Origin of the sequence: Actinoplanes subtropicus (assembly GCF_000721705.1) — a bacterium.
In the GTDB taxonomy this organism is placed as follows: domain Bacteria; phylum Actinomycetota; class Actinomycetes; order Mycobacteriales; family Micromonosporaceae; genus Actinoplanes; species Actinoplanes subtropicus.
In genome coordinates this window covers 57883-70777 of record NZ_JOJL01000043.1, presented here as the reverse complement: position 1 = coordinate 70777, position 12895 = coordinate 57883, and the positions used below count along the sequence as shown (strand labels likewise).

Here is a 12895-nt window from a genome sequence, read left to right as displayed (position 1 = left end):
CTGAATGCCCAGTTCATCGAAGCCCGTGCTCGGCGGTCACCTCCCCGTCGGGCACGATCCGGTAACCCGCGCCGCGTACCGTCTCGATCGACGCGCGCCCGAACGGGTGGTCGATCTTCTTGCGCAGGTAGCCGATGTACACCTCGACGATGTTCGGGTCGCCGGTGAAGTGCGCGTCCCAGACGTTCTCCAGGATCGCCCGCTTGGTGACCGCCTGCCCGCGGTGCCGCATCAGGAACTCGAGCATCGCGAACTCGCGCGGCGTCACCGCGACCGGCTCCTGGCCGCGCCAGACCTTGCGCTGCCCCGGATCGAGCGACAGGTCGCCGGCGGCGAGCACGGCCGGTCGCTCGGGGGCGCCGCGCCGGACCAGCGCGCGCAGCCGGGCGATCAGCACCACGAACGAGAACGGCTTGGTCAGGTAGTCGTCGGCGCCCAGATCGAACGCGTCCGCCTGGTCGTACTCGCCGTCCTTGGCGGTCAGCATCAGGATCGGCGTCCACACCTCCCGCGACCGCAACTGTCGGCACACCTCGTAGCCGCTCAGCCCGGGCAGCATGATGTCCAGCACGATCACGTCGTACGCGCCGTGCGGGGTCTCGGTGGCCTGCCACAGGCCGTCGACCCCGTCATGCACCACGTCGACGACGAACCCCGCCTCGGTCAGCCCGTCCCGCAACGTCTCGGCCAAACTGACCTCGTCCTCCACCACCAGCACTCGCATGGTGCAAGCGTGACCCCATTCCCCCTGAAAATGCGCTGAACGACCCGATGCCGCGGCCCCCGGCCCGGCTACCGTGTCGGCCATGCTCGTCTCCATCCGCCGCCGCCTGGGCGTACGCCTGCGGTCCGCCCTCGCCGCGGCGGTCGTCGTCGCGATCGCGTCGCTGCTGGCCGGGGCGGTGCTGCTGGTCACCGCGCGGAGCATCCTGCTGGACAACATCAGCACCGCGGCCAACGACCGGGCCGCGCAGGTGGCGGCCGGCCTGAAGACCGGGTCGGACCTGATGACGCTGCTGCGCCCGTCGACCAGCGACCGCACGGTGGTCCAGGTGATCGACCGCTACGGCCAGGTGGTGGGGCGGTCGTACGCGCTGGCCGGGCAGGGCCCGATCGCGCCGATGCGCCCGGCGCCCGGCGACCACGACCAGTGGCAGGGCCGCCTGCCGGGCGACCACGACGAGCCGTTCTGGATCGTCGCCGAGGGCGTGACCACGCCGTCCGGCGACCGTACGGTGCTGGTGGCCGAGTCGCTGGACACGGTCGACGACGCGATCGGCGCGGTGATCGTGGCGCTGCTGCTGGGCCTGCCGCTGCTGACGGTGGCGACCGGCTGCGCGGCGTTCCTGTTCGTGGGGCGCACCCTGCGGCCGGTCGAGGCGATGCGCCGGCAGGCCGCGTCGATCAGCTCGCGCAACCTGCACGAGCGCCTGCCGGTCCCCGCCGCCGACGACGAGATCGCGGCGCTGGCCTCGACGATGAACACGATGCTCGACCGGATCGAGGCGTCCACGGCGGCGCAGCGGCGCTTCGTCGGCGACGCGTCGCACGAGCTGCGCAGCCCCTTGGCGACGGTGCAGGCCAACGCGGACCTGCTGGAGGCGGCCGAGCTGCCGTCCTCGGCGGCGCGGTCGGTGGGGCGGATCCGGACCGAGAGCGCCCGGATGGCCCGCCTGGTGGAGGACCTGCTGCTGCTCGCCCGGGTGGACAACGACGAGCTGCGGCTGCGCCGGCAGGACGTCGACCTGGACGACCTGGCCTTCATGGAACGCGAGCGCTTGGCGGAGATGAGACCATCGCTTGCCGTACGCGCTGCCGTCGAGCCGGTCCGGGTGACCGGCGACGCGGACGCGTTGCTGCGCGTGGTCCGCAACCTGGTCGACAACTCGGCCCGGCATGCCGCACACGGCTTGACGATCAGCGTCGGCAGCCGCTCCGGCTGGGCCGAGATCGTGATCGGCAACGACGGTCCGCCGATCCCCGCCGCCGACCGTGCCCGTATCTTCGACCGCTTCGTCCGGCTGGACGACAGCCGGTCGCGGACCGGGGGCGGAACGGGGCTGGGGTTGTCGATCGCCCGCGACATCGTGCAGGCCCACGGGGGCACGCTCACGGTCGACGACGTGGCGGAGGGTGCGGCCATGCGGATCCGCCTGCCACTGCCGGTCAGCGAGCCCTCCGGGACGGGGTCCTAGGCTCGCCCGTGCAGTCGATCGCTGGGGCCCGATCACGGCACTCGCTCTCGGTCTGGTCTGCCTCGCCGTTCTCAAGTCGCGTCGGGCGCGGCCGATAAGGGTTGCCATGCGTGCTCACCCCGCCCTGATCGGCCTGGCCGCGACGGCCGCGCTGAGCGGCTGCGGCGCCACGAATGGCGCTACCGCCACCGCCGTCTCCGCCACGCCGGCCCCCGCGGTCAGCGTGTCGCCCAGCCCGATGCGGGTCGTCACCGTCTCGGTGCCCAAGGCGACCTCGGCCGCCCCCGCGCTCCGCAACACCGGAACGTCCTGGATGCCGATCCTCACCTCACTCTCCGCCTACGGCCAATGGCTGCTCGCCAACCCCGACCCGGCCCTGGTCGGCACGGTCGCCACCCCCGGCTGCGCCGTCGCGAACCTGCTCAGCGACCAGATCGACGGCCTGCTCGGCAGCCGCGCCTACGTGCGCACCGCCCCCGCCACGATCACCAGCGTCCTCGGCCCGTCCCCGGTGACCGGCAGCCGAGTGGTCCTGCAGGTGATCGCCGCCCGCCCCGCCGAGCCGGTGGCGAGCCGCGCCAAGGGCAACACGATCAGCACCTTCGACGCCTACCCCCAGTCGGCCTTGCAGGTCACACTCGACCTCGGCATCGACAAGCACTGGCGCTTCTGCTCGGTCGAGAACACGGCCGACGCGGGCGCGACCGACGACCCCTCCGTTCCCCTGATCTGAGCAGGTTGACCCGTCGGCGCCGTTGGGGCGTCCTGCTTCTCTGTTCTGGCTGATCCCTGCTCACCGGGCGCTGTTGGGGCATCCGGTGAGCAGGGACGCCGCTATTTCGTGCGTTTGTCCTCGACGTGGGTGATGGTCAGGTCTCGCGCGTCCTGGTCGCGTTTGGCGCGGCCGGTCAGGCCGACGGCCAGGTTGAGGTTGTCGCCGGTCTGGGACACCTCGGTGGGGGAGACGTAGGTCAGCACGTCCGGGTGGTGGCCGGTGACCACCCAGCCGGGCGCGGTGTCCAGCGGGATGGTGCCGAAGTCCGCGGTGGGGCCGCCCGGCTCGACCGGCCCGGACTCGCGGAGGACCGCCACGGCCTGGGCGGACAGGTCGTCGCCGGGCTCGACGAGGACCACGCAGGTGCCGTGCTTGAAGAGCACCCACGACTTCTCGTCGCCGACGATGATCTGCCGCCACGTCTCCACCAAGGGATCTGTTTCCGCCATGCGGCCCGCCTTCCTCGTTGCTTGAGTTGCGCTCGCAGTATGCCCGCGGGGTACGACACTTTTCCGCTGTCGCTCCACAGTGGCCTCGACGGCCTGGCCCCTCGGCGTACGCAAGCGCGATTCCGGCCGGTGGGATCTGGCCGCTCCATCGAAGACCCTAGATCCAGCGGATCGTGCGGGCTGGATCGCCGTCATCGCGATATTCCCAGCACTCTCGCGATGACCTCGGCGATGAGGGCGGGCGGGATGTCCCGGTGGGCGACGAAGCGCCGGTAGAACAGGGGCGCGGCCAGCAGGTCGACGGTGAGCTCCGAGTCGAGGCCGGCGGGCAGTTCGCCGCGATCGCGGGCGCGGCTCAGCACGGCCAGCAGCGGCTCGCGGCGGCGCCGGGTCAGGTCGGCGTGGAGAGACTTCAGGGCGGGATCGCGCTCGGCGGCGTCGATGAAAGCGGCGAGCAGGCGCGGGTACGGCGTGCTCTCGAGCAGGGCGGCATACGCGGTGAGCAGGTCGGATACGTCGGTCGCGACGCTGCCGGTGTCGGGGATCGGCAGCGGCCGGAACGTCGCGTCCATGGCGTCGACCAGCAGGGCGTTCGAGGTGGGCCAGTGCCGGTAGAGCGTCGCCTTGCTGGCGGCCGCCCGCCGAGGGACCGCCTCCATGGTGAACCCGGCGAGACCGTGCTCGTCGAGCCCCTGCAGTGCCGCGCCGAGCACTCGCCGGCGCGACCCGGCGCCGCGGGTAACCGTCATCGCCGGACATGGCGATGCGTCAAGCGGCGACGGCGTTGATCGCGCCTGTCCTTGTTCGCCGGCTTGGCGCTGGTGTCATGGAGGTGGCGGCCAGCGGCGCGCAAGCTTTGAGCGGCGCGGCGCGGCGCGGTGCGGGGCGGTGCGGGGCGGTGCGGGGCGGTGCGGGGCGGTGCGGGGCGGTGCGGGGCGGCGCGGGGCGGCGCGGCGCGGGACGTCAGTGCTCCGGCTCGCGTCTCTCTCGGCGTTCCGGCACGGGCTCAGGTCTCCCGTCGGGGCGTCAGCGCTCCGGCGCGGGCTAACCCTCGGGCCCGGGGCTCCACACTCCTCTGTCGGCTGGGGTAGGGCGCACGGGGATCTGCGCCGGGGGCGGAGACGTGAGTCGGCGGGCCGTTGCGGGCGGCCAGGCGCGGCTCGATCAGGAGGGTGGCCACGCCGGCGGCGGCGAAGGCGGCTGCCAGCAGGGCCGACTCGCGCAGGGCGCTGGTGAGCATCAGGCTGGCGAGCAGGGCGCCGGAGGTGATGCCGACGTTGAAGGCGGTGGACGTGCCGGCCGCGGCCATGTCGGTGGTGCCGGGCGCCACCTGCAGGACCCGGGTGCCCATCACCGTGACTATGCCGGACAGGGCCGTGCTCGCGGCGGCGATCGCGGCGATCGCCAGTGGCGGGGTGGCGGCGAACGCGAACAGAGCGGCGAGAGCGGCGGCCTCCAGGGCCGTCAGTGCCGTCAGGGCATGCCAGGTGCGGCGCTCGGGGACGAAGCCAGCGGCCAGCACTCCGGCCAGGCCGGCCAGGCCGCGGATCAGGAGGATCGGGCTGATCGAGGTGTCGCTGACGCCGGTCACGCCGGTCAGGAACGGGGTGATCACGGTGATCGCGGTGAACGCGCCGGTCACGGTGATGGCGGTGGCGACGACCAGCGTGCGGTAGCGGACGCGGTCGGGCTCGCTGCCGCGGTCGGCGTGGCTCGCGCCGGGCGGGACGTGGGGCATCAACATGATGATCACCGCGGCGATGGCCACGCCGACCCCGGCCAGCGCCAGGAACGGGACCCGCCAGCCGGCCTGCTGGCCCAGCCAGGCGCCGGCCGGGACGCCCACCAGCGGGCCGGCGGAGCTGCCCGCGTAAAGGATGGCAATCGCGCGCCCCCGCGCCGCCGCGGGGAACAGGCCGGCGGCGGCGGGCGTGACCACTGCCCAGAAGAGGGCCTGGGAGAGCGCGGCCAGCACGCGACCGGCCAGCAGGGCGGGATAGGCAGGGGCGAGCGCGGAGATGGTGGTCGCGACGGCGGCGGTGAGGATCAGCGCGCCGAGCAGGCGGCGACGGGACCAGCGGTGCGTCAGCCGGGTCAGCGGGATCGTGGCGATGACGACGACCAAGCCATACGCCGTGACCAGCAGCCCGACCGCGGAATCGGGGACGTGGACGCCCTCCGCGATCTGGGGCAGGAGCCCGATGGGCAGGGTCTCGACGGTGACGTAGAAGAACGTGGCGACCGCCAGGGCCACCAGGACTATCCTTGCTCGCATGCTTCCTCCTTCAACGTATTTAGGTGGTAGCTGAGCTAGACGCTACCACCATGCGGCGCTATGGTGGAAGCATGGAACGGCGAGGCGCGGAGTGGTCGCATCCGGACTGGCGGTTTGTGGGCGGGCATCGGGCGCTCGACCTGGCGAACACGGTGGCGCCGCGCCCGCCGGGGCCGCCGGAGCGGGATTATCTGTCCGATCCGGCCGGGCTGCTGGAGTGGGCGCGGCGCGCCGAGGTCGTCGACGCGGGCGAGGCGGAGAGGGTCTCGCGGGCGTGGCAGCCGGAGTTCGTCTTCGCTGATGTGCTCGAGCTGCGAGGGCTCGTCGACGACGTCCTGGCCGGGCGGCGGCTCGACGAGCTGAGCCGGCGCTGGGCCGAGGCGATGGGGCGGGCCGAGCTGGTGGCGGGCGACGGGGGAGCGGCGACGCTCGTGGTGGGGGCCGACCCGGCGATGATGATCGGTGACCGGCTGGCCGACGCGCTCGTCGACCTGGTGCGCAATGCCGACCTGAGCCGGCTGCGGGAGTGTCCGGTGCCGGAGGGAGGGTGCGGGTGGCTGTTCCTCGACCGCAGCCGGAACCAGTCCCGCAAATGGTGCACGATGGACGATTGCGGCACGCACGCGAAGTCCAAACGCCTGACCGAGCGCCGCGAGGGCGCTGACGGGCGAGGGCGCTGACGGGCGAGGGCGCTGACGGGCGAGGGCGCTGACGGGCGAGGGCGCTGACGGGCGAGGGCGGCCGCGTGCCAGGGCCGCGCTGCCGGGCCACTGTTGGGCCCGCTGCCGGGCCACTGTTGGGCCCGCTGCCGGGCCACTGTTGGGCCCGCTGCCGGGCCACTGTTGGGCCGCGCTGCCGGGCTGCGGTCGGGCCGCGCTGCCGGGCCGCTGTTGGGCCGCGCTGCCGGCCACTGTTGGGCCGCGCTGCCGGGCTGCGGTCGGGCCGCGCTGCCGGGCTGCGGTCGGGCCACGCTGCCGGGCTGCGGTCGGGCCACGCTGCCGGGCTGCGGTCGGGCCACGCTGCCGGGCTGCGGTCGGGCCGCGCTGCCGGGCTGCGGTCGGGCCACGCTGCCGGGCCACGGTGGGGCCGCGCTGTGCGGGGTAACGGGCGGAGGGCCGACTGTTGTGGGAGGGGCTGGCGGGCGGTGGATGGCGTTGGGTGTGGGTCAGTGGCGGTTCAGGAGGGAGCGGGCGCCGAGGCCGCGGATGGAGGCGTCCAGGACCTGGGCGGTGTGGGCCAAGGCGATCGAGCCGCCCTGGCGGTGGATTGCCGCGGCTACCTGCATCAGGCAACCCGGGTTGGCGGTGACCAGCAGGGCGGCGCCGGTGGACAGGACGTTGGTGGCCTTGCGGTTGCCCAGTTCGGCGGCCGGGGTGGGGTTGAGGACGTTCCAGATGCCGGCCGAGCCGCAGCAGATTTCCGGGTCGGGGATTTCCTTGAGGGTCAGGCCGGGGATGCCTGCCAGCAGGGAGCGGGGCTGGGCGCGGATGCCCTGGGCGTGGGCCAGATGGCAGGCGTCGTGGTAGGCGACCGTCACGTCCAGGGGGTGCCGGGGTGCGACCAGGCCCAACTCGGCCAGCAACTCGGCCAGGTCGCGGACCTTTGCGGTGAAGGCCACCGCGCGGGCCGCGTAGGCGGGATCGTCGGCCAGCAGGGTGTCGTACTCCTTCAGGGACGAGCCGCAGCCGGCCGCGTTGACGACGAAGAAGTCCATGCCGGTGTGCTCGAACGTGTCGATCAGGCGGCGGGCGAAACGCTGCGCCTCCGCCTTGCGGCCGTTGTGGACGCTCAGCGCGCCGCAACACCCCTGCGACGGCGGGATCAGCACCTCGCAGCCCTCGGCGGCGAGCACCCGGGCCGTCGCCGAGTTCACGTCGGGGAAGAACGCGCTCTGCACGCAACCGGTCAGCATGCCGACGATGGCGCGCCGGGCGCCGCGCGGCGGGATCCGGCGGGGCGGCCGGGGCACGCCGCGCAGCCGGGGCGCCAGCGACTCCAGCGTGGCCAGCGTCGGCGCGAGCCGGGGCAGCAGGCCGCTGCGGGCCACTAGCTTCTGCAGTCCGGAGGCCTGGTATGCCCGTAGCGGCCCGCGCAGCAGGCGGAGCCGCCGCGGGTAGGGAAACAGTGCGAAGATCGCCGAGCGGAGGGCGCGTTCCCGGGCCGTTCGCGGATGCCGCCGCTCGATCTGGGCGCGGGTGTCCTCGATCAGCCGGTCGTACTCGACCCCGGACGGGCAGGCCGTCACGCACGACATGCACCCCAGGCAGTTGTCGAAGTGCTCGACCATCGAGTCGCTCAGTGGTTCGCCGTTGAGCCCCTCGTTCATCAGGTAGATCCGCCCGCGCGGCGAATCGGCCTCCGCCCCCCACAGCACGTACGTCGGGCAGGTGGGCAGGCAGAATCCACAGTGCACGCAGTCCGCTATCAGGTCCTTCCGCGGCGGATGATCGCCGTCGAAGGCCGCGGGCCCGTCGACCGGCCCGAGCACGTCCCGCGGCACCTCGCCGGTGCCCCACGTGGCGTCAACCATCAGATGCCTCCCACGAATCGGCCCGGCGCGAAGCGGTGCGCGGGATCGAACTGGTCTTTCACCCGCCGCATCAGGGCCAGTCCTGGCACCGGCCCCCACATGTCCAAAATGTCACGAAACGCGGCGGGCGCGGTCAGCACCACCGCGTGCCCACCCAGCCGCGTGCACAGCCCCCGCAACCGCTCGACCTGGGTGATCCCCTCGGCCGCCGCATACAGCACCCCCGTGCCGGCCGACCCGCGCACCGGATCTCCGCCGGCCACCAGCGCGGGCACCTGGGACAACGGCACCGACAGCTTCATCCCGATCCCGCCCGCCGGCCATGGGTCGGCGCCCCACCAGGCCGGCGGCTCCTCCGCGACCTCCCCGCCGAGCAGCTTGGCGAGCGCCGCCGCCCGCTCCCGTACGCCCTCCGGCGTCCCCTCCAGCAGCACCGCCAGCTCGCCCGTCGCCGAATCCAGCTCGATCGCCGCCGGCGCCACCCGGGCCTCCCGCACCCGCGCCGCGTCGGCGGCCGGCGCCTGCGCCCGTACGTACGCCGCGGCCCGCGGCCGCGGATGCAGCCGGAACACGCACTCGGTGATCAACCCCAGCGTCCCGTACGAGCCGGTGTACAGCTTGCCCAGGTCGTACCCGGCGACGTTCTTCACCACCCTGCCGCCGGATTTGGCGACCTTGCCGTCCGGCCGGACCACGGTGATGCCGATCAGCAGGTCGCGCACGCTCCCGTAGTGCAGCCGCCGCGGGCCGGTCGTGTTGGCCGCCACCGTCCCGCCGACCGTCGCCCTGGCCGGCCCGTCCAGCGCGAGCACTTGCGCGCCGAGCGAGATCTCGGACAGCGGCGTCCCCGCCCGCACGATGGTGATCAGATCGCCGGCCGCGTGCTCGACCACCCCGGTCAGCCGGCGGGTGTCGATGATCAGGTCGAGCGATCGTGGCGGGACACCCCAGTCGATCTTCGTGCCGGCGCCCCGGACCACCACGGTCAACTCCCGGGCCGCCGCGACCAGCGCCGCCGCCTCGGCCGTGTCGGCGGGCGCCGCGACCAACCGGGCCGGCACGCCGCCGACCACGTCGTCATCACCGGCCGGGCGGGCCAGCTCGTCCAGCACCGACATCAGAAGACCTCGGCGCCCTGATACTCCAGGGCCCCGCGGTGGCGGCCCGGCCGCTCGCCGCACAGCCGCGGCGTCGGGAAGACCTTGCCCGGGTTGGCCAGCCCGTCCGGGTCGAAGGCGCACCGCAGCAGCTGCATCGTGTCGAGGTCGTCGTCGGTGAACATGCGCGGCATGAACCTCGCCTTGTCCGACCCGACGCCGTGCTCGCCGGTGATCGAGCCGCCGTACTCGATGCAGATGTCGATGATCGCGCCGGAGGCCGCCTCGGCCCGCTCGGCCGCGCCCTCGATCGCGTCGTCGAAGAGCACGAGGGGATGCAGGTTCCCGTCGCCGGCGTGAAAGACGTTTGCCACCCGTACGCCATGGCCGGCCGCCAGCTCCTCGATCCGGCGCAGCACCTCGGGCAGCGCCGTCCGGGGGATCACGCCGTCCTGCACGATGTAGTCGGGGCTGATCCGGCCGACGGCGGCGAACGCCGATTTCCGCCCCCGCCAGAACAGCGCCCGCTCGGCGTCGTCGGCCGCTATCCGGATCTCGAACGCGCCGTTCGCCTCGCACAGCCGGGTCACCTCGCCGAACTGGGCCGCGACCTCGGCGGCCGGCCCGTCCAGCTCGACGATCAGCACCGCGCCGGCGCCCGCCGGATAACCGCAGGCCACCGCCGCCTCGGCCGCCTCGATGGCCAGCGCGTCCATCATCTCGATCGCGGCCGGCACCACGCCCGCCCCGATGATCGCCGAGGTGGCCGCGCCGGCCTGGTCGGTGCCGTGGAAGCCGGCCAGCAGCGTCCGCACCGACTCGGGCAGCCTGGTGAGTTTCACGGTCACCTCGGTGGCCACCCCGAGCGTGCCCTCCGACCCGACGAACGCGCCGAGCAGGTCGTACCCCGGTGGGTCGAGCGCGCGCCCGCCGAGCCGGGTCACCTCGCCGTCGGGGGTGACCACCTCGAGCCCGGTCACGTGGTTGGTGGTGAAGCCGTATTTCAGGCAGTGCGCGCCGCCGGAATTCTCCGCGACATTGCCCCCGATCGAGCAGATCTGCTGGCTGGACGGGTCGGGCGCGTAGTAGTAGCCGTGTGGGGTCGCGGCACGGGTGACCTGCAGGTTGATCACCCCCGGCTCGGCCACGGCCCGCTCGTCGGCCGGGTCGACCTCGACGAGCCGGCGCATCTGGGCGGTCACGATCAACACGCCGTCGGCATGCGGGAGCGCCCCGCCGGACAGGCCGGTGCCCGAACCGCGGGCCACGAACGGCACGCCCGCCTCGGCGCAGGCCCGGACCACGGCGGCGACCTGCGCCGTGTCCTGCGGGAGGACCACCAGCGCCGGGACGACCTTGTAGTGGGCGAGACCGTCGCACTCGTACGTCCGCAGCTCCTGCCGGTCGGTGATCACCCGCGCCGGCCCGAGCACGGCCCGGAGTCCCTCAGCCAGTTCCTGAATCCCGCTCACGAAGAGAACGTATCCCGCCGGGCGGCCCAGCGCGACGGTCTCGTGACGGCCTGTGGATAACCCGAAACCGGCGTCGGCGAGGGGCGAATCTTCTGCAAAGATGGCCCGATGTTCGTGACCGCCCGAGCCGCCCGCATCGCCGTCACCGCCCTCTGCGCCCTCGCCGTGACGGCCGCCTGCAGCGACTCCGAGGACGACAACAAGCAGCCCGACCAGAGCAAGCTGATCTCGGCGACCACGATGCGGGGCGCGCTGATGCAGGCCTCCGAGCTCGGCCCGACCTGGAGCGCGCCGGACGAGAGCGCCGATCCCAACGAGCTGGTCAGCATCTGCGGCGGCACCACCCCGGCGCCGCAGGCCCCGCCCGGCGGCGAGGTCGTCTCCGCGCCGCTGGTCGACGAGGGGGAGAAGGGCGCCCAGACGCTCGAGCAGGTCGCCCTGGTCTACGGCAACAAGTCCGGTGCCGACGCGGCGCTGGCCGGGCTGCGTGGCGTCGCCGACAGCTGTCAGAAGACGATGAACGTGCCGGCCACCCAGACCAGCGACCGCAACGAGCCGGCCTACACCGAGACGGCCGCCGTCCAGCCGATCAACGAGGAGGGCTGGACGGGATTCGTGGTGATCCGACACAAGAGCTACGACAAGTCCCACCCGGGCACCGCCGACACCGCCGTGACCGTGGTACAGACCGCGAATGTGGTGCTCGTGGACGCGTATGCGATCTATCAGCTGAACAGCGCGAGCCCGGCGGCGACTTTCGATACCGATTGGAAGAAGTTGGTCGGCACCGTCGTGCAACGGGTGGGATAGACAGACCCGCCCGGGGTCGTCTACTGTTCGGGCTGCGCCGTTGCGAGTTCTTCCCCCGTGGAATTCGCAGCGGCGTCTTACTGTGCCAGGACGACCGGCAGCTTGGTGTATCCGCGGATCGTCAGGCTGTCGCGACGGGTGGGCGAGCCGTCCAGGCGTACGCCGGGAAAACGACGGAACAGCGCCGGGAAGGCGATCTGCGCCTCGAGGCGGGCCAGCGGCGCACCCAGGCAGTAGTGGATCCCGCCGCCGAACGAGAGCGGCGCGTTGTCCGGCCTGGACAGATCGAGCACATCCGGCGAATCGAACCGCGCCGGGTCGTGATTGCCCGCGCCGAGATAGGCGACAATCCGGTCGCCGGGCGAAATGTCCACCCCGCCGATCACCGTCGGCTGCCAAGCCACCCGAGCCGCCAGCTGCACCGGCGAGTCGAAGCGCAGCAACTCCTCCACCGCGGCGACCGGATCACCGGATAAATCCGGAATTTCGGACGGATGGCGCAGCAGCGCCACCAGCCCATTGCCCAGCAGATGGGTCGTCGTCTCAAACCCGGCCCCGAACAGCAGCGCCGCCATCGTGAGCAGCTCATCGGAGCTGAGCTCCTCGACCGCCACCAGGGCGCTGATCAGATCGTCCCGAGGATCCTGCCGCCGCATTTCCGCTAAATCGGACAAATACGAGCGCATCGTGGCCGCGGCCGGATCCGCCGCGGCGATCACCTCCGGCGTGATCGTGTCCAGCACCTGCGACCAATCCCGCACGAGCGTCTGAAACTGCGCCCGATCCGGCTCCGGCACCCCGAGCAGCTCACCGATCACGTTGACCGGCAACGGAAACGCGAACGCCGAGATGAAGTCGACCGCCCCGTCGAGCTCGTCCAGCAGGGACGAGACCATCCGCGTGATCGCCGGCCGCAGCGCCTCCACCCGGCGGGCCGTGAAAGCCGAGCTGACCAGCCGCCGCAGCCGGGTGTGATCGGGCGGGTTGAGCGTCAGCATGCTGGTGAACAGCAGGCGCAGCGATGGATGCTCCGCCCAGTCCGGCAGCCCGACGAAAGCCAGCATGTCGGCCGGCAGGTGGCCGAGCCGGGCATCCCGGGTGACCGCCGCGCAATCGGCATGTCTCGTCACGACCAGGGCGTCGTCGTCCGCCCGCACGACCGGCCCGATCTCCCGCAGCCGCTCGTACCGGGGATAGGGATCCTCCCGCCCGACCAGCGTGGTCAGCTCGCCGAGCAGGGCCGACACCTCGGGTCCTTCCACAATGTCCACCACGCGATCGACCGTACCCGG

The 12895-nt window shown here is 72.8% G+C and carries 12 protein-coding genes; 4 read left to right on the top strand and 8 right to left on the bottom strand.

Translation table 11 applies throughout. The annotated features are described in order from the left end of the window. Window positions 1–13 precede the first annotated feature (13 nt). Window positions 14–724 carry a response regulator transcription factor gene (locus IH26_RS0144840; protein ID WP_030442414.1) on the bottom strand — a complete coding sequence of 237 codons (711 nt, stop codon included), beginning with the start codon at window positions 722–724 and terminating at the stop codon, window positions 14–16. An 82-nt stretch (window positions 725–806) separates the two neighbouring features. Between IH26_RS0144840 and IH26_RS0144835 the strand changes: the two genes are divergently transcribed. Further along, window positions 807–2195: a sensor histidine kinase gene (locus IH26_RS0144835; RefSeq protein WP_030442413.1), complete on the top strand. Its 1389-nt coding sequence runs from the start codon at window positions 807–809 to the stop codon at window positions 2193–2195. A 106-nt stretch (window positions 2196–2301) separates the two neighbouring features. After that, complete coding sequence (locus tag IH26_RS0144825) at window positions 2302–2928, top strand: hypothetical protein (RefSeq protein WP_157437704.1); 627 nt, start codon at window positions 2302–2304, stop codon at window positions 2926–2928. A 101-nt stretch (window positions 2929–3029) separates the two neighbouring features. Here IH26_RS0144825 and IH26_RS0144820 read toward each other — a convergent pair whose 3' ends face one another. The 3 genes from IH26_RS0144820 to IH26_RS0144810 form a co-directional block, all read right to left on the bottom strand. Next, window positions 3030–3419, bottom strand: coding sequence for a hypothetical protein (locus tag IH26_RS0144820; RefSeq protein ID WP_030442410.1), 390 nt, complete (start codon window positions 3417–3419; stop codon window positions 3030–3032). Between the two features lie 191 nt (window positions 3420–3610). Next, a complete protein-coding gene (locus tag IH26_RS0144815) occupies window positions 3611–4168 on the bottom strand; it encodes a TetR/AcrR family transcriptional regulator C-terminal ligand-binding domain-containing protein (RefSeq protein ID WP_030442409.1) in 558 nt (185 codons plus the stop codon). A gap of 257 nt (window positions 4169–4425) precedes the next feature. Next, entirely contained in the window at window positions 4426–5694 is a 1269-nt protein-coding gene (locus IH26_RS0144810) for an MFS transporter (protein ID WP_084599685.1), read from the bottom strand. 71 nt (window positions 5695–5765) lie between these two features. On the opposite strand from IH26_RS0144810, the gene IH26_RS56700 reads away from it, so the two are divergent. Further along, window positions 5766–6374: a CGNR zinc finger domain-containing protein gene (locus IH26_RS56700; RefSeq protein ID WP_030442407.1), complete on the top strand. Its 609-nt coding sequence runs from the start codon at window positions 5766–5768 to the stop codon at window positions 6372–6374. Between the two features lie 485 nt (window positions 6375–6859). Here IH26_RS56700 and IH26_RS0144800 read toward each other — a convergent pair whose 3' ends face one another. Genes IH26_RS0144800 through IH26_RS0144790 form a run of 3 tightly spaced genes read right to left on the bottom strand, consistent with a single transcriptional unit; the run spans window position 6860 to window position 10793 of the window. Next, window positions 6860–8224: a (Fe-S)-binding protein gene (locus IH26_RS0144800; protein ID WP_030442406.1), complete on the bottom strand. Its 1365-nt coding sequence runs from the start codon at window positions 8222–8224 to the stop codon at window positions 6860–6862. Next, complete coding sequence (locus IH26_RS0144795) at window positions 8224–9342, bottom strand: FAD-binding oxidoreductase (RefSeq protein WP_030442405.1); 1119 nt, start codon at window positions 9340–9342, stop codon at window positions 8224–8226. The genes IH26_RS0144800 and IH26_RS0144795 overlap by 1 nt, the downstream gene beginning before the upstream one ends. Then, a complete protein-coding gene (locus tag IH26_RS0144790) occupies window positions 9342–10793 on the bottom strand; it encodes an FAD-linked oxidase C-terminal domain-containing protein (RefSeq protein ID WP_030442404.1) in 1452 nt (483 codons plus the stop codon). Before IH26_RS0144790 ends, IH26_RS0144795 begins: the two co-directional genes overlap by 1 nt. A 108-nt stretch (window positions 10794–10901) precedes the next feature. On the opposite strand from IH26_RS0144790, the gene IH26_RS0144785 reads away from it, so the two are divergent. After that, window positions 10902–11603, top strand: coding sequence for a hypothetical protein (locus IH26_RS0144785; protein WP_030442403.1), 702 nt, complete (start codon window positions 10902–10904; stop codon window positions 11601–11603). A gap of 77 nt (window positions 11604–11680) precedes the next feature. On the opposite strand, the gene IH26_RS0144780 is transcribed toward IH26_RS0144785, so the two are convergent. Then, window positions 11681–12877, bottom strand: coding sequence for a cytochrome P450 (locus tag IH26_RS0144780; protein WP_030442402.1), 1197 nt, complete (start codon window positions 12875–12877; stop codon window positions 11681–11683). Window positions 12878–12895: the final 18 nt, after the last annotated feature.